Genomic DNA, 21,936 nt, shown 5'->3' on the forward strand with positions numbered 1-21,936 from the left:
CGAAAATCCGGAAGGTTTTTTGTAAGTATTTTTTGATAAATATTATCTTCTAGTTCTACCTTTGTCATTAGCTCTGGCATCCTGTGCAACACGGAAACCAACCCATCCAAAAGCTCTCCCTTGATTCTTATATCTTCTCTGTCCCGGATCTAACCAGTATGCAGTATCCATCCAAGAACCTCCTTTTACTACTCTAACCTCGTTAGAGATTGCAGAAGTTCTGTCTTTAGCATCTTTCTGCATTTTCACTTTTCCGCTGGCATCTACAACAAATCTTGTTTTAGGAGAGTTGTACATATCAAATGAAGAAGCGGAGTCTGAAGCTCTGTAATATTCAAGAGAAGACTGTCTGTCTCCATCTCTGAAGTTTCTGTAGTCTGCGATAGTTTCTCTTTCAAACTGTCCAGGAAGTCCTTTATATACTAATCTTCCGTCAGCTAATGTATCATACTTGATTGTTCCTTCATCAATCATTTTGTAAGTTCCGTCACCGTTTCTTACGATTGCCTGAGGCATATTTCCTCTGTAGTAGTTGAAGTCACTGAAATCTTCATCAATGATAGGTCTGTAAACATCGGCAGTCCATTCAGAAACGTTACCGTACATTCCGTAGATTCCTAAATCATTGGAAGGATATTGTCTAACGTCTGAAGTTTGTGCAGATCCGTCATTTTTCCATCCCGGAAGACCTGAATAGTCACCTTTACCCATTTTGAAGTTTTCAAGGAACATTCCTCTGTCTCTTCCTTTGGATCCTCTTAATCTTTCAATTTGAGGTTTTTTACCTACGTATTGGTTGTATTCTCTGTTTTTAGCCATTCCCAATGCTGCGTATTCCCATTCAACTTCTGTAGGAAGTCTGAATTTCTGAACCATAGAAGCGTTTGGAGCTCTGTTGGCAGCAAGAAGTCTTTGGTTGGTAGTTTTCATACCGCTTTTCTGCTGCATTCTTTTCTCGTTGATGTACCCTTGCATTTCAGGATCATTCGATTTGAATTTATCCATATTGAAAGCAGTTCCACCCTGATTATTAGATTCGTTGATATACAAATCTTTTGCAATAATACCAGCCTGCATCAAAGCTTTTTCATTTGCTCTGTCTGAAAGCCATTCACAATATCTGTTCGCCTGAGTCCAGGAAACTCCTACTACAGGGTAGTAATCGAATTCCGGGGAACGCAGATAAGTTTCATTATAATCGTTTCTAGCTAGTTTGTTGTCCCATAATAAGGTATCCGGCAAAGCACCGTTATAGATTTCCTTAAAGCTAGGATCGCTCGGTGGGAATACATACTTCAACCATGTAAGGTATTCGCGGTATTCGTAGTTAGTAATCTCAGTTTCTCCGATAAAGAACGAACTTACCTGCATTCTGCGCGGTGTATTGTTCCAATCGTGCATAACATCATCTTTCACTAATCCCATTGTAAAAGTTCCACCTTCTACATATACCATTCCCGGCCAACCTTTCTGCTTTTGTTGCTTTCCTGCAAAAAACCAACCCTGTTTTTCGTTTGGTTTCCAACCTGTCTTGCTGACAAATTTTTTGGTGCCGCCTCCTTTGCTGGTTCCTGACCCGCCACAGCTGGTTAATGCAAGTGTAGAACTTAATGCTATTAATGAAAACAACTTTAGTTTTTTCATAGTCGATATAAATATTTTCAAAGTACAAAGAAAAAATAAATTATTCAATAAATCAAGTAAACATTTGATTTTTTTGAAAAACGTTAACAAATTAATTTTATTGTATCACAATTTAATTCTAAAATTTTCATTTATTTTGTAATTCAGAAATTTCAATAATAAACATGAAACAAAAAATCACGCTTTTATTTCTATTCTCTTTTGCATCAGCACTTTGGGCCCAAAGGAAAGCCATAGAATGGGATGGTTCCAAAATTCAGGACTTTGGCGAAGCAAAATTAAATCTTCCAAATTTTAAAAATGAAGGTTTTTCGTTTGGCCAAAATAACATTTTTATCATAACTAAACAAAAGATAGGAGAAAAGCAGCTTAAAGTTTCAGATCTCGCCTGGGAAAATGTTTCCAACAGAGAATTATATGAACTGGATAAAGGCAGCCTTCCCAATTATGACATCGCTAATGTAACCTATTATAATCTGGAAGGAGAAAGATATGCCAACATCAGCGTTGCTTTATTTAAAAATATAAAAGGGCGTGTTCAAAGACTTTCTTCCTTCAACATTACAGAGACATCGGTTTCCAATGATATGAGATCCGGAATGGCCAATAAAGTAGGAACAAGTGATAACCCTCTTGCCAACGGAGGATTTTATAAAATTAAAGTAGACCGTTCCGGAGTATTCAAAATCACGGCACAGTTTTTAAGAGACAACGGAATCAGCCCGTCTTCAGTTAATCCGAAAAATTTCAGAATCTATGGAAACGGAGGTATTATGCTTCCTGAGTTTAACAGAGATACAAAATACAGTGCTCTTCAGGAAAACGCCATCCAGGTTGTAGGGGAAGAAGATAATGTATGGAATGAGGGCGATTATGCTCTTTTCTATGCACAAGGCCCTAATGGATATAACCTTTACGATACGTCCAACGGAAATGGTTTTAAAAGAACAGAAACCCGTACGGACAGAAGCAATAACCTAAAAAATATATACGAGGACTTCTCTTATTATTATATTAACTTCGACAAAGGGCCAGGAAAAAGGGTGCAGACCATTGATGCCAATTTACCTGCCACACCATTAATTACGAGATATGATAATTACCAGGTAGTTAATAATGATCAAAAAAATCTTTTGAAGGTAGGAAGAATCTGGACAGAAGATACACCGTTCATTACTGAGAAGGTGATCACTTTTCCTATCAATTCCCCTATTCAGGCTTCTGACGCCATCAGATTCAAAACACAGGTGATTGGGCACAGGGCACAGAAAAACAGTGTTGAGTTTAAGATCAACAACACCAATCCTTCTCTTCAGGCGGTTCCAAGTAATACCCCCAATTTTAACTATGATTATTATCCGCTGCAATACCAGGATGTATTAACCAACCTGAGCGGAAATCAGATTACATTCAGCTACAACCCCAATATCACAATAAACCCAAACGGAGCATTCTATTTTGATTATGTGGAAGTACAGTATAAAGAAAATCTTTCCTTCAATGGTACCCAGATGAATTTCAGAGACTTTTCTATTGTAAGCGGATCTAACACCAGTTATGGATTCGGAATCAATAATGCAGCTGCTTTAGAGCAGGTATGGGATGTTACTGATATTACCAATGCCAACAGGAGAGTAAACAAAGCAGGCGCAGGAAGTTTTAATTTTGGCTATCTGGCTTCAGATCCTAATTTCAACAATGAGTTTGTGGCCTTCCGTGCAGATGCCGCTTTTTCACCTCAGTTTGTAGAAAGAATTGCCAACCAAAATCTTTCTGCTCTACAAAATGTGGACTATCTGATCCTTACTGTTCCTGAAATGATGGGACAGGCACAGAGATTGGCCAACTATCACCAGACCAAAAACAATTACAAAGTAGAAATTGTAGACATTAATAAAATATATAATGAGTTCGGAAGCGGAAGCAGGGACCTTACGGCGGTAAGAGATTTTGTAACAAAATTAAATACTCCGGCAGGAAGCCTTAAATATGCATTTATATTAGGTGATGCTTCATTTGATTATAAAAACAGAATCTCCAACAATTCCAATGTTGTTTCCAGCTACCAGAGTGAACATTCTTCTGATTTTGTAGGATCTTTCGTAACGGATGATTATATTGTAATGACCCAGCCGCAAACCTCGTCAAGTATTGATGGCAACTTACCTGATCTCCCTATTGGAAGAATTCCTGCAGCTAATGCCAGCGAAGCCGGAGATATGATGAATAAAACGCTTGCTTATTATAATTCACTTCCGGGGCAATCCAGCCCATTTGGAGAATGGCGTATGAAGCTTGACTTTGTTGTGGATGATGATAAAGATAACGGAAGTCCGTTCCATAACGTAATGAACTCCTCATTGGTTGATATCTTTGAACAGCCGGGGCAAGTGGATCTTAAAGAATATAACGTAAGAAAATTGTATATGGACGCCTTCCCTGCTCAAAGTACAGCAGGCGGACAAAGATATCCACAGGTAACTCAAGCGATCTCCAATGATATAGGAAACAGTATGTATATCTTCTATTTTGGACATGGAGGGATTAACGGATGGGCACAGGAAAGAGTTCTTACCTCTACAGAGATTCAGAATTCCAACAATTTCTCTACTGTTTACAGCAGATTCCCGTTTGTATCTACCATTACCTGCGAATTTACCTTATGGGATGAGCCCGGAACATCTTCAGCAGGAGAACAGTTTATCAAGCTGAAACAAGGAGGTCCGGCTGCCATGATTACTTCCAGCCGAGCCATTGGAGTAGATTACGGACGCAGCTTTACCGATTTTTATACTAAAAACATCTTTAAACTTACCAATGATGATTTTGAAACGTTAGGATATGCTCATTTAACGGCAAAAAAACAAAAAACAGCAGGTATTGACCACCTGAAAGTTAACTTCCTTGGAGACCCGGCAATGAAGTTAAGCAGACCACAAAGACTGCTTGTAATTGACAATATTGAAACTCCGGTTCCGGGACTGATCAGAGGTCTGGACTTTGTGAAAGTAAAAGGCCACATTAATAATCCTAACGGAACTTTAAACAGTACTTTCAACGGAAGGGTTTCTATTAATATTTTTGATAAAAGACTCAATAAAAAGACCCTGAACAATGACGGAGGACTTACTCCTATATTGGATTACACGGAAGAAGGAAGTGCTATCGTTAAAGCTTCAGGAACGGCTGTAAACGGAGTATTTACCGTAGAATTCTATGTTCCAAAAGACATTAATTATGCTGTTGGACAGGGAAGAATTCTAGGATATGCAGATAATAAAGTATCCGATGTATTCAATAACCAGGCTGTACAGGTAGGAGACATCAACCCGAACGGGATTAATGATAATGAACCTCCAAAAGTAAGATTGTATATGAATAACACCAACTTTGCAGACGGAGGAATCACCAATCAGAATCCAATGCTGCTGGCATGTGTTACCGATGATACAGGAATTAATTCCACAGGATCAGGGATTGGTCATGACATTACCGTATACCTAGATGGCCAGATCATCAATACGGTTGTTCTGAATGATTTCTTCGCTCCGGGAGAAGGCAACGGATGCGTAAATCCAAGCCTGGCCGATTATCAGAAAGGAAATGTAACCTATCCTTTCAGAAATCTTGCTATCGGGCAACACCAATTAACATTTAAAGTTTGGGACATAAACAATAATTCGACAACTGCTACGTTAAACTTTGAGGTTAAGGATGAATCCGATCAGCACCTGATCATTAACCGACCGCTGAACTGGCCGAATCCTTTCACCAATAAAACGTATATTCAGTTTGAACACAATTGTGACGATATTCTGGATGTTAATGTTCAAATCTATACCATTACCGGAAAATTAGTAAGAACATTATCTCAGCCGGTAGTCGCAGAACCTTTCCTACAGGGCTTTAGAACGCCTCGTCAGGCAATAGAATGGGACGGAAGAGACGATTTTGGGGCAACTGTTGCAAAAGGTACGTATATTTTTAAGATATTTGCAAAAAGTCAAAATCAAGAAAAATGCAAAGGAAGTGCCACAGCTGTAGAAAAAATGGTACTTTTGAAATAATTTAGATAATACATAGATAACAATATTTATAAAAAACTGATAATATATAAAAGACAACATATGAATTTAACTACAAAACTGCTTTTGGGATTTGGTTTGAGTGCTGGTTTTCTAGGCTATTCACAGGATTTAAGCAAGATAAACCCAGTGTTAACCGGAGCTCCATTTCTAAGGATTTCACCGGATGCGAGAGCCGGTGGTATGGGGGATCAGGGGGTTGCTACCTCACCTGATGCTTTCTCACAATTCTGGAATGCAGCAAAATATCCTTTTAGCAGAACAAGTTCTTCCGTAGGTCTTAACTATACACCTTATATGGGGAAGCTTACTAATGATGTATTTTTACTGTATGGTGCATTCCATAAATTCTTAGGACAGGAAGAAAGAGCTACCATCTCTGCCAGTATTTATTACTTTAATATGGGAGAAGTGGACCTTACTCAATTAGTAGGTACAGAAGTAGCATCAATGGGTACTTCAAAACCCAACGAATTCTCTATTGACATAGCTTATGCCATGAAACTTTCTGATTCCTTCTCAGGAGCTGTTACTGGTAGATTTATCCGTTCAGACTTAGCCGGAGGTTTCAACACCGATACTACTCTTAAACCAGCTAACTCTTTTGCTGTGGATGTTTCCGGATATTATACCTCTCCGAAGTTCTCAAGTTTTGGAGGCTATGAAGGTAAAGTGAATGCTGGTTTCGCTATTCAGAATGTTGGTCCGAAGCTGGATTATACAGGAAATGAAGAGTCCAGATCTTATCTTCCTACTATGGCAAGATTAGGGGTTGGATATGATATGTACCTGGATGATATGAATAAAATTGGTTTAAGCGTAGAAGGTTCAAAAATTCTAGTTCCGGGATCAGAATATGTAGGTATAGATCCTAATACAAGACAGCCAAGATATGAGATTCCTAACGTAGGTCCTATTGCAGGAATCACAAAATCATTCAAAAATAAGAATAGCATCATGTACAGTGGGGCTTTGGAATATTCATATGACAATGCTTTTGCTGTAAGAACAGGTTATTTCCACGAAAGTGAAGAGCAGGGAGCAAGACAGTTCGCTACAGCCGGTATCGGATTAAAGTACCGTTCTTTCGGATTGGATATCTCTTACCTGATCAATATGTCAAAAATCAATACTGCTTTAGATAATACCCTTCGTTTCGGTCTTACCTGGAACATTGGAGAAGAAACATCTAATGTAGATTATTAAGATATTTTTTCCAGATAAAAAAGCTGTCTCATTTTTGAAACAGCTTTTTTTATGCAGAAAAGTTAATAGTGAACAGTCAATTTGCTGAGCTGCTCATCTGTAAATCAGTCTCATTCACATCTCAAGGTGAAACAAAATTTACAATTGATAAAAATATAATAGCAGACGGTCTGAAATAAGTTCATAAAAGTCTTATTTTTATAAAGCTTTTTATCTTTCCAATAATTATTTTTGTAGTATGAACTATTCAGCAGAACTCAAAAAATTCGTTACCAGCCAATATCTATATTCTGCGATCAGAATTACGCTGGCCACCGTTCTGCCCTGTTTGGTTCTCGCCCATTTCGGAATTTTGAAAGAATACTTTCTTTTTCCTTTGGGGACCAGCTTTGTAGCGCTTACTGACCAGCCCGGTCCTTTTATCCGAAGAAGAAATGCACTGGCTTTCGCCATCTGCTGTTTTGTATTGGTAGCAATGATTGCAAGCCTGGTGATGAATTTTAAGGTCCTGGTTCTTCTTGAAATCATTGTATTCGGGATGTTTTTTTCCCTGATTGGGGTTTACGGACAAAGACTGGCCGCAGTAGGTTCATTATCACTTGTTGTACTTGCCATCTTTATTGACGGACACCTTACAGGAAGCGACATCTTTAAAAGCTTACTGATCTTTGCCAGCGGCTGTATATGGTTTCTGCTTATATTCCTTGTTGTAACAACTATCCGTCCGTATAAACTGGCAGGCCAGATGATTGGTGAAAATTACCTTCAGCTTGCTGAATTTTTAAAGATCAAGGCCAATTATTATCAGAAAAATCCTGATTTCGACAAACTGACTACTCAGGTTATTGCGAAACAGATTGAGATCAAAAACCTTCAGGAAGAGACACGAGAGACTGTTTTTAAGACCAGAACCATCGTTAACGAATCTACAACAACGAGCCGACTGCTGATGCTGATGTTCCTGAATTCAATGGACCTTCATGAAAAGCTGATGACTTCTGAAAGTGATTACCAGAAGCTGCAGCAGAGTTTTGAAGACAGTATGATCCTGGTTAACATTCACGATTACCTCAACCTTCTGGCCGAGGAAATTACCAATATCGGGATTGCCCTTCAGAGTGGAACGAGAGCGAAACCCATGTTTAATCTGGAGCTTGAATTGAAAAATCTTAATTTTAATTATTTTGAACTAAGAAACAAACAATTATCTCCCGACAGCCTTGAAAACTTTATGATCCTGCGCCAGATTCTGATGCGCATCAATGAAATCACGAAGGAAATCAATGAGATCTACAAAGTATTTTCCCAAAACGTAAAATTGGCCAAGAGTTTATCTACCGGATTAGATTTGAAAAAATTCATGCCTAATGAGCCGAAACTTAATTCTAAGGTTTTAAGGAACAATATTTCGTTATCGTCCTCTCATTTCCGTCATGCGATAAGAATTACGACAGCTTTACTGCTTGGATACCTTTTCTCCATGTTTGATTTTCTGGGATTGGGCCATACCTACTGGATATTAATTACCATTACCGCTATTTTAAAACCGGCCTACTCCATTACCAAACAGCGAAATCTTCTTCGTCTGTATGGAACGGTTGTGGGGGCTACCATTGCGTATATCATTCTGCATTTTATTCATATCAACAGTATTTTATTTGCTATCCTGCTGATCAGTATGATTATGTGCTTCAGCTTTTTAAAAGGCCGTTACTTCTGGGCTGTCCTGTTTATGACTATTTATGTTTTCCTGAGTTTCAATTTTTTAAATCCGGGGAAAGTAAATATTATCTTCAAAGACAGAGTACTGGATACAGCCATTGCCGGAATCATTGCTTTTGCCGTGTCTTATATTGTTTTACCGGTTTGGGAACATACGCAGAATCTTGATCTGATGAAGAAGTCCGCGGCAGATAACCTCATCTATTTTCAGAGTGTAATATCCAAATTCCTGCAGGGAGATTTAGACATTGAAGATTATAAAATAAAACGAAAAAATGCCATCATTTCTCTGGCCAATCTTTCCGACAATTTTCAGCGAATGATTTCTGATCCTAAAAATCAGCAGAAAAAGCTAGAAGTGGTGCATCAGTTTGTAGCGACCTCTCATCTTATTACAGCCTATACCGCTTCTCTTTCCCAATATTCCAAAAGTAATGAGCAATATCCGGAAATAGATTCTGAAAGCTGGAGCCGGAAGATTGAAGCCGAAATGCAGCAGACCTCTACCCTGCTCAATGGAAATGACATCAACGAAACCCTCAAAATGGAAAGCCGCCTTGAACCGGAAGATTCTTCTATTGAAGATATGCTGATGAAAAGAAAAACAGAGATTGAAGAAAACGAGATTATTGACCGGAGAGATCCAGATAAAATCTCCCATTTAACGGAACTTAAAAATATCCACGATATTTTAGAGTTGATTTATGATGTTGCCAAAGAACAACGCAAGGTGATAGAAAAATATAAAGCGGAGAAGGTAGATGAAGCTTAGTAGTTCCTTTTAACTTTTCATTATTCCTCTACAATGGTAAAGCAGTAATCATCAAAAAATTCCACTCTTGCTTTGAATTCATCTGAAAACTGCTCATCGTATACCCGGCAGCTTATTTTATGAAGATGCTTCAGCTCAAAAGGCTTCACTTCGTAGTTTTTCTTCAGAGACCAGTATTTGGAATGGTGGATTTTGTACATGCTTTCCTTTACACTCCAGATAATGGTATAAAATGTATCGGCTTTATCTTCAGGAATAAATCCCCTTTCATTTTCATAAGTAAACTTATCAATCACCCTTAAGATCTTCGGATTGAATTTCTCAATGTCGATTCCTATTTTATTTTTGGAAATTGCAATGGCAGCAAAAGGAAAAGAGTGGGTAATGGAAATTTCGGCATCTTTAGGAGACAAAAAGGGTTCCCTCTCTTTATACAGGATTTTGGAATGGGGTTTTAAACCTTTCAGAAGCTTTCGTACCATCAGAACTTCCTGAAGTTTTTTGGGGTGGTAGTCCTTTACTTTTTCAGCGTTTTCGGGTTCCAGAAGTTCATGGATATTGAGTTCTTCACTCTCATCATATTTCCACACAAGAATCGTGGCATTATCATCTGAAAAATCTCGGTAAAGGGGCATCGCTTTTTTATATCTGCAAAAATACAAAAAAAGGATGGGAGATGGAAACGGGAGGATGGAAGTTATGGCGGTCTTTAAAAACCTCTTGTAAACTTATGATTCAAAAAATCTAATAATACAACCCTCAGTTCGGGATAAGAATATCTGATAAATGAAGGTTTGAAGCTAGATGATGGAAGAGGGAAGTTATGAAGGTCATTAAGAGCAAAATTGATTGCTTTTATTTAATTTGATTTTCTTGAGGCTTTCAATACGTATAACTAAAATTAACTTCCAGCCTCCGTCTTCCATCTTCCAGCCTTTTATATTTAGAACTCACGTTAATACATCAAATCCAAAAGAACTTCCCGTCCTACCTTAACTGGTATAAACTTCCCCGCTTCCCTCTTCCAGCTCCCCTTCTTAATTTATTTAGACTGATGATTCACATCATTTCTATGCTCAAGGATTTCCAGATTTTCATCTACAAAATAGGCATTCCCAAATCCATTTACATAAGAACCTTTTACAGGCTGTAATGCAATAAGAATAAAATCTCCCATTTCTGAAATAACATCCACAACTTTACCATGAGTTTCCTTAAGTTTAGCAACCACTTCATTCCATGTTTCAGAATCTCTTTCTGTTTGGGAAACGGCTGCTTCAATCGTTAAGCGTTCACGGGCATAGATCTGTTTTGTAGCCGACTCATCTTCAATAAACATCATTGAAGTTTTTCTTCCGTCTGCCAGATTTTTAGTATGTTTTGCCATAAAAGACACCAGAATATAAAAGGTATTGCCCACCTGTACAAAAGGGGCATAGCTGGCATTAGGATTTCCTTCCGCATCAACTGTAGCTAAAATAACACTCTTAGATCTGTCGATCAGCTCTTTTACTTTTGGTGCAACTGGCCTTGCCTTTCTCTGTTCGTCGTTCTGTGTATTGGTATGATCCATAATATATTGATTTATCAGGTAAAAATAGTTATTTATATTAAGACTAAATAATTTTAAGCCCTGTATAATCTCATCATATGTGAAATAGATCTGTGTTTTTATATCTTAATTATTAATTGTAATTTTGCACTTCGTTATCAATTGAATTTTAAAACTATTCATTACATATGAGTACTACAACACAATACATTCCTTATAAAGTTAAGGATATCTCCCTTGCAGAATGGGGAAGAAAAGAAATTACTCTTGCAGAAGCAGAAATGCCAGGTTTAATGGCTATCCGTGAAGAATACGGACCTTCTCAGCCGCTAAAAGGAGCAAGAATCGCAGGATGTCTTCACATGACTATCCAGACTGCTGTACTTATCGAGACATTGGTGGCTTTAGGAGCTGAAGTTACCTGGTCATCTTGTAATATTTTCTCTACACAGGATCACGCTGCTGCGGCTATTGCTGCTGCCGGAATTCCGGTTTATGCATGGAAAGGTCTGAATGAAGAGGAATTTGACTGGTGTATTGAGCAGACTTTATTCTTCGGTGAAGACAGAAAACCACTGAACATGATCCTTGATGATGGTGGTGACTTAACCAACATGGTTTTTGATAAATACCCAGAATTTACAAAAGATATCAAAGGACTTTCTGAAGAAACCACTACCGGAGTACACAGACTGTACGAAAGAATGAAAAACGGTACTTTGGTAATGCCTGCAATCAACGTAAATGATTCAGTAACCAAGTCCAAATTCGACAACAAATACGGATGTAAAGAATCTGCCGTAGATGCGGTAAGAAGAGCTACAGACGTAATGCTTGCCGGAAAAAGAGTGGTAGTTTGCGGATACGGAGACGTAGGTAAAGGTACTGCTGCATCTTTCAGAGGAGCTGGTTCTATCGTTACGGTTACTGAAATTGACCCAATCTGTGCGCTTCAGGCAGCTATGGACGGTTATGAAGTGAAAAGATTAGATACTGTAGTAGACAATGCAGATATCATCATCACAACAACCGGTAACTTCAACATCGTAAGAGGAGAACACTTCCTTAAAATGAAAGATAAAGCGATTGTTTGTAACATCGGTCACTTCGATAACGAAATCGATATGGCTTGGTTGAACAAAAACTACGGTCAGACAAAATCAGAAGTGAAGCCTCAGGTAGATATCTATACCATTGAAGGTAAAGAAGTAATCATCCTTGCAGAAGGAAGACTGGTAAACTTAGGATGTGCTACAGGACACCCTAGTTTCGTAATGTCAAACTCTTTCTCTAACCAGACTTTAGCTCAGATCGAGTTATGGAACAACTCTGCAGCTTACGGAAACGAAGTATACATGCTTCCTAAGCACTTAGATGAGAAAGTAGCCGCTTTACACCTTAAGAAATTAAGCGTAGAACTTGAAACCCTTTCTCCTGAACAGGCAGAATATATCGGAGTAGACGTAAAAGGGCCATTCAAGCCTGAATACTACAGATACTAATATTTTTTAATCTTATTATAGTAGAAGACTTTTCAGATTTCTGGAAAGTCTTTTATTTTTCTACCCATCTTTTTTATTTCCGGAAGCTGTTTCCCGCTATCCGCTCATACTCCTCGCTCCATTGCTGAATCCAGGGCATGCTGTGGGGTAACCGCTGCTATCGGGGCTAGGAAGAAAGCCCGGATATAAATATTCACTTATTCTATTCAATAGCCCATTCACATCATAGAAAATCCCATTCAGCCAGAATCTGCCGTTTTTAATAATCCGATTGGAAGTTAATACACGTCCTTCGTCCGTATTTTACCTATATTTATCTCCCTTATTGCAAGGTTCACAAAAAAATGAATATATTTAGCCCATCAAAAACATATTACTATGAAAAAACAAAGAGTATCGAATGCATTTGTCGCAGCATCATGGGTGGCATTGGGAGCAGGAATGATCGGCTTTATCGTTGGTCTTGCAAGAGCTGAAATGCAGCTGAATGAAAAGGGATATTATTTTACCATTCTGCTATACGGTCTGTTTGCCGTTGTTTCTCTTCAGAAAGCAGTCCGGGACCGATTAGAAAACATCCAGGTAACAGATATTTATTACGGAATCTGCTGGTTCGCTACATTATCTTCTATCGTATTACTGGCCATTGGCCTTTGGAACGCCACCATCCTTCCAAGCGAAAAAGGTTTTTATGCATTTGCCTTTCTTCTCGCTCTTTTTGGCGCAATTGCTGTGCAAAAGAACACAAGAGACAATATGCTTCAGGAATAATACAAAAACTAAAAACTCTCCAGGCCTGGAGAGTTTTCTCTTTAAATAATCAGACCATAATGTTACCGTTCGAAAAAAATTTCCAGCCATTATCTTCCATACCTGCCAGAGGACTTACAGTTGCCCTAAAAGTCTTTTTACTAAGCCTTTTTATATTGATAATGGGCTCACTAGCAGGTATGATTATTTTCTCTTTCTGGGTAAAAGAACTTGAAATCAAGCTGATTATATTAGGATTTTCAGTACCTGTTCTATCATTTCTGACATGGATGGCTATAGCAGAATACCGTGCAAAGCCCCCCAAATACACCCAAATACAGGTAGATGAAAAAGGACTGCATCATTATGGTGAAAATACTCTCCCTCAATCTCTTCTCTATGAATCACTTTTCGCCAATAGTGAAGGCGGAGCCTATGACGTGCTATGGACGGACAGAGGATATTCAGAAAGTGAGTTTGACCTTTATATCTTTACAAAAAATGAACTGGACGTCATAAAAGCCCAGCCTGTAAAATTTAAAACAACCGTTCTGGTGCGTAACCCCAATGCCCTTTTTGCTCATTTTGTAAAAGGAATCATGTATTTTCGCCCGGATTTAAAAATAGATCCGAACGTATTGGAGCGATATCATATATCACCTCATAAATAAAAAAGAAACGGATGACTATTCATCCGTTTTATTGTTTATCAGTGTTTTCAAACTGTTATGTAAACTAAGCTATACTGTTTTACAAATCGTAATGATTGGGATGCTTTGCCTTAATATCATCTACGGTTCCCAATACTTTATCTTTCAGGGAATCCTGGTATTTCTGAAGATTTTCTGCGACTCCTGCATCTGCGACTCCTACAATTTTAGCCGCTAAAATTCCGGCATTTAAAGCTCCATTTAAAGCTACTGTTGCCACAGGAATTCCACCCGGCATCTGAAGAATAGATAATACAGAATCCCAACCGTCAATAGAATTACTGGATAAAATAGGAACTCCGATCACAGGAAGCGTCGTGCAGCTCGCTACCATCCCGGGAAGATGAGCAGCCCCTCCAGCTCCTGCAATAATTACTTTCAACCCTCTTTCCTTTGCTTTCTTGGCATAGTCGAACATTCTTTCCGGTGTTCTGTGGGCAGAAACTACCGTTAATTCATAGGGAATATCCAGACTTTTTAAAAAATTTGCAGCCTGTTCCATAATTGGCAGATCGCTCTGGCTGCCCATAATAATTCCTACCATCTTCAATTTTTATTAGATGCTCAAAGATAAAGAATTTTAACCTGCTGTTAAAATTTTAGAAAGCAAGCCGAAGTTGTGAAGATGGAAGTTCTATTGCTCTGAAAATATCATTTTACTGCCCTTATATAAATATTATAGATTAAAAACAAGCTATTTTACCTTCAGACTTCATGGTTTTCCGACTTCCAGCCTGTATTACCTATCTGTACCGCTAAAAATTTCCTCAACTGTATCCATCTGATGTATTTCAAAACCAATAAATTTGTGTGTTATATCCCGCTTTACCTTGAAAGATTACAAACTCATTTTTGCTGTTCTTACCGTTGCTATTGTATGGGGAACTACATTTTTAGCGATCCGTGTGGCTGTAGAAACCATTCCAGCATGGTTTGTAGCCGGGATCCGACAATTTCTTGCAGCGGTTATTATGCTTTTTATCCTTCTTTCAAAAAAGGAATTCAAATGGATCGGCTGGAAAAGTCTGGGCTATCAGGTTATCTTTTCATCATTAATGCTGGTTGTGGCGAATGGAATGACCACCGTGGCGGAAGAAACTGTATCCAGCAGTCTGGCTTCTCTCATCAGTGCCTGCTCTCCTATTCTTGTCTTTCTGGGAAGTGTGGCTGTAGGATTACAAAAATTCAGTCTCCGGGCTCTTGCAGGTGTACTGATGTGCTTCAGCGGAATTCTTTTCATCTTCTGGGATGGTATACAGGATCTCGCCAATCCTGATTACAGAATGGGAATGATCTTCCTTTTCTGTGCTATTTCAGGATGGGCATCAGGAACTATTTTCACCAAAAAATTAAATATTCAGAGCGGAAATATTACCCTAAACTTATTCTATCAGTTTCTGTTTGCCGGAATAGTTCAGATTGGATTCGCCTTCCTTTTTTCAGAACATTATAATTTCGGAAGCTGGACTTTAAAAAGTATTTCAGCCATGCTTTACCTTGCTGTTTTCGGTTCTGTAGCAGCTTTCTTCGCATTCCATTATGCCTTAACCAAAATTTCTCCGGTACAGGTTTCCATATTGGCCTACATCAACACCATCATTGCCATATTCCTCGGCTGGCTAATCATGGATGAGCCTATCTCTGCTAAATTCATTCTTGCTGCTGCATTAATCATCTGTGGAGTTTTCATCATCAATTACAAACCCGGAATGTTCAAAAACGGAAAAACAGAAACCTTGAAAACCGGCACCTAAAGTATTAGGAGACCTACTGAAAAAGTTAGCGTACTCGCGGCAATAATTTTCTAACTACAACAGGCACAAAAAGGTTTTACACTTTAGTATAATAAGTTTAAAAGCTTAATGCATAAAAGTGCACATTAGTTTTAGAAATCTAGGATTTCTATTGATCACGAATAAAGAAATCTGCGTCATCTGCATGATCAGCGAGCGATTTAAAAATAAAAATTCTTACATCATTTATAATTCAATTATTTTATGGGCAAAGTCTCCAAACTGCATTTTTTTTGGTTAGAAAACGCTAAGGGAAGCAACTGTTATGCTGCTTTTAACGCGCTAGAAAATCTAAGATTTTCAGCAAGTTTTATAATTATGCAGTTTAAAATTTTATCGCTGATAAAATCGTTGCGCCTTATTTATGCAGCCTCAAAAATAATTTTGCCTCTTTGCGCATTCCAACAAAAAAATACGAAAAAAAACCATCAATACTTATCTGCAATTCCTATTGATATGACAATCATAAATATGATCTCTTTCATTATTCACCAACTAAGTAACGATAGTATAAAAATCTGACAGAATTGCTTTATCTCTTCAACAAAGTGATATTTTTCTCATTTTTATATTTTTTTCTTATCTTGTATACTCCAACCTACACAATATGCTTAAAAACACATTTTTTTTACTTGCAATGGTTTCTTTTCTTCTGATAAGCTGCGATTACAAGGAAAAGGAAAAGAATCTTACAGAAAGAGAAAAACAACTCCTTGAAAAAGAACAACTATTTGCTAAAAAAGAATCTGAATATCAGGCGCTCCTGAAAATGAAGGACAGTATTTTCTCTAAAAAAGATTCTGTAGAAATAAAAGCAGCGGTATGGCCGGCAGAAATATCAGGACCATGGAACGGAAAGGTAATTTGTACCGAATCCAACTGCAGTGATTATGTGGTAGGTGATCTGCGTACAGACATCTGGGAATTTGATAATGATCCTACCCAGCCTGTTACCAAGATCATCAACAATAACAATCTCGTCAGACTATATTCAGGGAAATTTGAAAACAATGAGATCAGGCTTTCCTTCAAAACTGATTCTACGGCCAAAAAATATGTGGAAATGAACGTTATTCTTAATGATATTTCCGATAACAAGATCAAAGGAACAAGAACCGTTACTTCTGACAACGGCTGTACGGCTAAATTTTCCGTCGAATTAGTACGTTCCACCAAATAAAAGCACCTATGATTTTACTGAGTATACATAATCTGAGTTTTCCTATAGAAGATCCGGTATTAAAATTCCTGTTGGTACTGATCATCATCCTTGCAGCACCTCTGCTGCTGAATAAAATTAAGGTTCCGCATCTTTTAGGGCTTATCATTGCCGGAGCCGTTATCGGACCAAATGGTTTCAACGTGCTTGCCAGAGACAGCAGTATTGTTGTTACCGGAACCACAGGCCTCCTTTACATTATGTTTCTGGCCGGACTGGAAATTGATATGGGTGATTTCAAAAAGAATAAATGGAAAAGCCTCACTTTCGGGCTTTACACCTTTATCGTCCCCTTTGTCCTCGGATATCTGGGTGGATATTACATTCTTCATTTTTCCATGCTTACCTCTATCCTGTTTGCCAGCCTTTTCTCTTCCCATACGTTGATTGCCTATCCGTTGGTGAGTAAGCTGGGAATTGCAAAGAATAAAGCCGTTAATATTACTGTTGGAGGAACGATGATCACGGATATTCTTGCCCTTTTGGTTCTTGCCGTAATTGTAGGAATGTCTCAGGGAGATGTAGGAACCGAGTTCTGGGTTAAACTGTCCGTTTCCTTTATCGTCTTTGCATTGATTGTCCTGATTGTATTTCCTATTATCGGACGGTGGTTCTTCAAAAAAGTAGATGATAAGATCTCACAATATATTTTTGTCCTTGTCATGATTTATCTGGCCGCCATGCTTGCGGAACTGGCAGGGGTTGAAGCTATTATCGGGGCATTCTTCGCGGGACTGGCCTTAAACAGACTGATTCCTCACACCTCATCCCTGATGAACCGGGTGGAATTTGTAGGAAATGCAATCTTTATCCCGTTCTTCCTGATCAGCGTGGGAATGCTGATTGATTTTAAAGTCTTCTTTAAAAGCTGGGAAACCCTTGAAGTTGCAGGAATCATGCTTGCAGCTTCCATCGGAGGGAAATACCTTTCGGCAGTGGCTACTCAGAAAACGTTCAGACTTTCCAAAGAAGAGGGGAAACTTATTTTCGGATTAAGTTCTGCTTCTGCTGCGGCAACGCTGGCATCCGTTATGGTAGGGTATAATATTATCCTTTCCGAAACTGAAACCGGAGAACCCGTAAGATTGCTGAATGAGCACGTATTAAACGGGAGTATTCTTCTGATTCTCATTTCCTGTACCATTTCATCTTTTATCTCATTGGCTAGTGCCCAGAAAATTGCAGAAAGCGATAATGAAGATACCGTTTCCGGAAATACCCATGAAGAAGAAAACATCCTTCTGGCCGTTAATCACGAAAAAACCGTAGAAAGAATGGTTAATCTGGGAATCCTGATCAAAGCCCATTCTAATACAGAAGACCTTTTTGCCCTGAACGTTATCAATGAAGACAAAAATGAATCTTCGGTGAAAAATGCTGAAAAACTACTCCATCAGGCGGCCGATGCTGCGGCAGCGGCTGACGTCAAAATGCAGACTTTAAAGCGTTACGACAATGATGTCATCAATGGAGTTAGCAACGTAATCAAAGAACAGAATATTACCGACTTAATTATTGGCCTGGAAGATGAGAAAGGCTTTTCTCCTTCGTTCGTTTATAATCTCTATAACGGTTATCTTCAGAATGATGATGTGAATGTTCTGGTTTATCATGCGGCCCAGCCTCTTTCTACCATTAAGAAGTATGCCGTAATGATCCCTGAAAACGCCCACAAAGAAGCCGGATTCTTCCATTCACTTTTAAGGGTATGGAATATTGCCAGAAACTCCGGAGCCACCATTATTTTCTATGCTCCTGAAAATATTCTGGATATTCTTCAGAAGATCATTAAAAAAGCCAATATAGAAGCCGAATTTATCATCATGAATACATGGCAGGACGGTGAAAGAACAGCCGCACAGCTTAAAGATGATGAAGCTCTGATCCTGTTTATGGCGAAGCGGGGCATGCAGTCGTATATTCCTCAAATGAGACTTATTCCGGAATTACTGAACCGATATTTAAATGATAACAATTATCTTCTTATCTTCCCGTTCTCAGAATTTGATAAAAACAGTCCGGAAATCCGTTCAGTTGGCAATCACGGTGATTTTGTGGAAATTGGAAATGTAATCCAGAAGATCTTTAAATAATATCCTTAATTTTTAAAATTCAGTCATTGAAAACAAAGAAAATAATATTCCTGGCAGCTGTTTTAAGCTTCCAATGGTCTTTAGCCCAGTTCGCCAAAATAGTTGACAAAGACGGCTATGTGAATATCAGAAAAAATGCTGATGCCAAAAGTGATATTGCCGGAAAAGTCAATTCGGGGGAGATTATTTATGTTTACGATCGCGACGAAAGCAGTAAAAACTGGCTAATGGTGGACTATCCCGTCAAAAACAGAGATTTGATTTCAGGATACGTTTATAATTCAAGAATCAGGTATATTGAATCCTATCCACGTGTGCCCTCTGTTTCCGTTAATGAAAGTAAGACTGTTTTGGCCTCAAAGAATATAAAAGTGGAAATTATTGCCGAACCTTTCAGCTACAAAGAAAATAAAAAATATTTCTCTTCAAGCAGACGGGACATGCAACTCACAGACCTATACAAAGGAAAGCCTGTCTGGGGTACTGATGGAACCATTCCGCGGACACATTATAAATCAATTACGGTTAAAATTGGGAATAGTACGGTTGAAATCCCTGCTGCAGAAACAGAAAACCTCTTCAATGTTAACACTGAATTCACTGAATGCTATTTTGATTCTGAAAATGAAACCCTCTACATCAGCATGGTCAATTCGGATGGAGCCGGAGGATATGCTGTCCTTTTCAAAATAGAAAAAGGAAAATATAAAGGAAAAACGGTGATTATGCCGTTCTAAAAAATAAAAAAGCCATGAAAATCAACACATTATTAATTCCCTTGCTCGCTTTTATTTTATTTTCGTGTAAAGAGAAAAAAGAACCTGTTAAAAATGAGATTTCCGCATCTTCTGTAACAGATACTTTAGCTTCAGAGCAGCCCGCAGAAATGCCGGATACAACCAATACAAAGAAAATTGAAAGTAAGTCTTTTCAGGAATCGAAAATGGAGGCCGATACGTTAACTGCTGATTTTCATTTCGATAAATTTCCTTCAGCCAGCTATAAGTTCACCAAAAAAGCTAAACTGGATTTCTCCAGAGATAAAAACTTTTATGATTTCAGAACAAGGATAAGGGAGGCCTATGCATCGCGCACTCCCGATTTCGCAAGCTACTATATCACGGTTATTTTTGGTTGCGGAACGAGCTGCATTATGGGAATGATGATGGATGTTCGGGATGGAAAAATTTATGGTCTTCCCCTTGGAGAAGAAACCTCATGTTTGTTTGCGGATGACAGGGCTATTTTTGATCTGGACAGCAGGCTTTTCATTGCCAGTATCTGCCGGGAATCTAATGAGGCCGAAAATGTCTATTACAACGCTTTTGTATGGAATGAACAGAAGAAAGTTTTTGAAAAGGTGGATGAAAAAGATTTTAAATAGACCGGGTTCGGGCTGAGTAATAAAGCAAATTTCATCAATAGAATGTTTCCAGGATTAAAATATTGCTGTTTTTTGGAAACGCAAAACCTTATATTCTTTGTGTTTAATTTTTTGAAACGCAAAGTTTGATGATTAATGCTGTAGATTGTAGGAAGAGATGCATTAACCATATGAATCAGACCAGCATAGAAGCTTTATCTTTTATCATCAATTTTTGTATTTTAGTCCATAAAAAATAACCTATGAAACAGATAGCCGGAATTCTTTTGATCATCATGTCGGTACTTATTTCTGCACAGGAAAAAAAATATTCGGATCAGGAACTGAAACAGAAACTGGACTCTATCAAAGCAGAAGGAAACCTTTTGTTTTCTCATGAAAATGCATCATGGCATTCCGGGGACCTCATCAGCCAAAACAAATCAGTAGCAGGATCTGTGGGAACTTATCTCACGTATAAAGTTCATGACACGATAAAAACGGTTTTCCTGAACAGAGAGCAAAGTCTTGTTCTTGCGGAATATTCTTTTAAAAATAATGGAACAAAGCCTGTAAAAGAGAATTTCCGGCAGAGAAAGCTTAATAATACAGAATCAGGTATCAATAAAGTACGAAATACCATCATTCCACAGCTATCCGATCCCAAATACGAAGTAGGTGTTCCTGAGGGCTATAATCTGAATATCATTATTCTTCCGCTAAATGAAAAGTATAAGGTATATTTAATTCCCGGAACCTCTCAGAATGGGATCATTCCATTTGGAAATGACTATTTATTCATAACAGACGGGGAAGGTAAAATCCTTTCAAACCAGAGGTTCCATTCAAGATTAATTCCTGCGATTACCCAAATGGAAAACGGAACTACTTCTGTTAAAACTACCCACAGTCATTTAAAGACCAATCCGTTTATTTCTGCTACGGATATCTGTACGTTTAAACTCTATGCACCACTGACAAAAATGGAAGAATTTTCTGTCTATTCGCCTGCATTGGGTACGTATATGACTTATAATTATAAAAAGGATTCTCTTGAAAAAACAAAAAAACCCTAAATCTGGATGCTGTATAGAATACCAGCATTAAAATCAATAATGCCAACCAACTCTTAACAAAGAAAAAGCCTCAATGAAGAAGATCCTGCTTATTTTCATTTCAATCATTGTATTGATTGTGATTTCCTTTACTATTTACTGGAACCTGCCGATAAGCATAACCAGACATTCCGATATTGAATACGGCAACAGCCTCATTCAAAACGTTGAAAACTATAGGAAATCCCACCATAAATTACCGGAAAACAATGATTGGGAAACACTGGAAAAATTGGGATTCAAGCCTAATGACTTGGGAACTCAGCCAGATTATTCCTCTGATGGCACAAGCTTCTACGAAATCACTTACCTGGACAGCTTCGATGGCCCCTACTTAATCTGGAATTCTAATGAAAAAGAATGGAGCATTGATTTTCCTAAACTTTTTAAAAAGAAAAATCGTTAAATAT

Annotated in this window: 17 protein-coding genes; 13 read left to right on the plus strand and 4 right to left on the minus strand. The window is 38.2% G+C overall.

Annotation, left to right across the window (positions count from 1 at the left end):
- Nucleotides 1-42 precede the first annotated feature (42 nt).
- Nucleotides 43-1,644: a gliding motility lipoprotein GldJ gene (gene gldJ, locus FW768_RS07660; RefSeq protein WP_153394274.1), complete on the minus strand. Its 1,602-nt coding sequence runs from the start codon at nucleotides 1,642-1,644 to the stop codon at nucleotides 43-45.
- Nucleotides 1,645-1,808: 164 nt separating this feature from the next.
- Here gldJ and porU point away from each other — a divergent pair, with 164 nt between their 5' ends.
- The 3 genes from porU to FW768_RS07675 all read left to right on the plus strand — a co-directional run bounded on the left by porU (nucleotide 1,809) and on the right by FW768_RS07675 (nucleotide 9,429).
- Nucleotides 1,809-5,711: a type IX secretion system sortase PorU gene (porU, locus tag FW768_RS07665; RefSeq protein ID WP_153394276.1), complete on the plus strand. Its 3,903-nt coding sequence runs from the start codon at nucleotides 1,809-1,811 to the stop codon at nucleotides 5,709-5,711.
- Between the two features lie 60 nt (nucleotides 5,712-5,771).
- Entirely contained in the window at nucleotides 5,772-6,935 is a 1,164-nt protein-coding gene (gene porV / locus FW768_RS07670; protein WP_153394277.1) for a type IX secretion system outer membrane channel protein PorV, read from the plus strand.
- A 238-nt stretch (nucleotides 6,936-7,173) separates the two neighbouring features.
- Nucleotides 7,174-9,429 carry an FUSC family protein gene (locus FW768_RS07675; RefSeq protein ID WP_153394279.1) on the plus strand — a complete coding sequence of 752 codons (2,256 nt, stop codon included), beginning with the start codon at nucleotides 7,174-7,176 and terminating at the stop codon, nucleotides 9,427-9,429.
- 20 nt (nucleotides 9,430-9,449) lie between these two features.
- On the opposite strand, the gene FW768_RS07680 is transcribed toward FW768_RS07675, so the two are convergent.
- On the minus strand, nucleotides 9,450-10,064 hold the full coding sequence (locus FW768_RS07680) for a 4'-phosphopantetheinyl transferase family protein (RefSeq protein ID WP_062696571.1): 615 nt from the start codon (nucleotides 10,062-10,064) through the stop codon (nucleotides 9,450-9,452).
- A 407-nt stretch (nucleotides 10,065-10,471) separates the two neighbouring features.
- Nucleotides 10,472-11,002 carry a pyridoxamine 5'-phosphate oxidase family protein gene (locus FW768_RS07685; protein ID WP_153394281.1) on the minus strand — a complete coding sequence of 177 codons (531 nt, stop codon included), beginning with the start codon at nucleotides 11,000-11,002 and terminating at the stop codon, nucleotides 10,472-10,474.
- Between the two features lie 167 nt (nucleotides 11,003-11,169).
- Between FW768_RS07685 and ahcY the strand changes: the two genes are divergently transcribed.
- From ahcY to FW768_RS07700, 3 genes are all read left to right on the plus strand, one after another.
- Nucleotides 11,170-12,483, plus strand: a complete 1,314-nt coding sequence (ahcY, locus tag FW768_RS07690; RefSeq protein ID WP_153394283.1) for an adenosylhomocysteinase — start codon at nucleotides 11,170-11,172, stop codon at nucleotides 12,481-12,483.
- 378 nt (nucleotides 12,484-12,861) lie between these two features.
- Nucleotides 12,862-13,254: an inner membrane protein YiaA gene (gene yiaA, locus FW768_RS07695; RefSeq protein ID WP_047098325.1), complete on the plus strand. Its 393-nt coding sequence runs from the start codon at nucleotides 12,862-12,864 to the stop codon at nucleotides 13,252-13,254.
- 59 nt (nucleotides 13,255-13,313) lie between these two features.
- A complete protein-coding gene (locus FW768_RS07700; protein ID WP_153394284.1) occupies nucleotides 13,314-13,904 on the plus strand; it encodes a hypothetical protein in 591 nt (196 codons plus the stop codon).
- A 79-nt stretch (nucleotides 13,905-13,983) separates the two neighbouring features.
- Here the strand turns inward: FW768_RS07700 and purE are convergent, their stop codons facing one another.
- On the minus strand, nucleotides 13,984-14,487 hold the full coding sequence (gene purE, locus FW768_RS07705) for a 5-(carboxyamino)imidazole ribonucleotide mutase (protein WP_153394286.1): 504 nt from the start codon (nucleotides 14,485-14,487) through the stop codon (nucleotides 13,984-13,986).
- A 286-nt stretch (nucleotides 14,488-14,773) separates the two neighbouring features.
- Here purE and FW768_RS07710 point away from each other — a divergent pair, with 286 nt between their 5' ends.
- The 7 genes from FW768_RS07710 (at nucleotide 14,774) to FW768_RS07740 (ending at nucleotide 21,932) form a co-directional block, all read left to right on the plus strand.
- The gene (locus FW768_RS07710; RefSeq protein WP_153394288.1) at nucleotides 14,774-15,697 is read left to right on the plus strand and encodes a DMT family transporter; all 924 of its coding nucleotides are present in this window, start codon (nucleotides 14,774-14,776) and stop codon (nucleotides 15,695-15,697) included.
- 646 nt (nucleotides 15,698-16,343) lie between these two features.
- On the plus strand, nucleotides 16,344-16,916 hold the full coding sequence (locus tag FW768_RS07715; RefSeq protein WP_153394290.1) for a hypothetical protein: 573 nt from the start codon (nucleotides 16,344-16,346) through the stop codon (nucleotides 16,914-16,916).
- Nucleotides 16,917-16,924: 8 nt separating this feature from the next.
- Complete coding sequence (locus FW768_RS07720; RefSeq protein WP_153394292.1) at nucleotides 16,925-19,048, plus strand: cation:proton antiporter; 2,124 nt, start codon at nucleotides 16,925-16,927, stop codon at nucleotides 19,046-19,048.
- A 26-nt stretch (nucleotides 19,049-19,074) separates the two neighbouring features.
- Nucleotides 19,075-19,785 carry an SH3 domain-containing protein gene (locus FW768_RS07725; protein WP_153394293.1) on the plus strand — a complete coding sequence of 237 codons (711 nt, stop codon included), beginning with the start codon at nucleotides 19,075-19,077 and terminating at the stop codon, nucleotides 19,783-19,785.
- A gap of 14 nt (nucleotides 19,786-19,799) precedes the next feature.
- Complete coding sequence (locus FW768_RS07730) at nucleotides 19,800-20,432, plus strand: hypothetical protein (protein WP_153394295.1); 633 nt, start codon at nucleotides 19,800-19,802, stop codon at nucleotides 20,430-20,432.
- 242 nt (nucleotides 20,433-20,674) lie between these two features.
- Nucleotides 20,675-21,487 (plus strand): hypothetical protein, encoded by an 813-nt coding sequence (locus FW768_RS07735; RefSeq protein WP_153394297.1) that lies wholly within the window; start codon nucleotides 20,675-20,677, stop codon nucleotides 21,485-21,487.
- A 73-nt stretch (nucleotides 21,488-21,560) separates the two neighbouring features.
- Nucleotides 21,561-21,932 carry a hypothetical protein gene (locus FW768_RS07740; protein ID WP_153394299.1) on the plus strand — a complete coding sequence of 124 codons (372 nt, stop codon included), beginning with the start codon at nucleotides 21,561-21,563 and terminating at the stop codon, nucleotides 21,930-21,932.
- Nucleotides 21,933-21,936 lie beyond the last annotated feature (4 nt).

The sequence above is a fragment of the Chryseobacterium vaccae genome (assembly GCF_009602705.1).
Lineage (GTDB): Bacteria > Bacteroidota > Bacteroidia > Flavobacteriales > Weeksellaceae > Chryseobacterium > Chryseobacterium vaccae.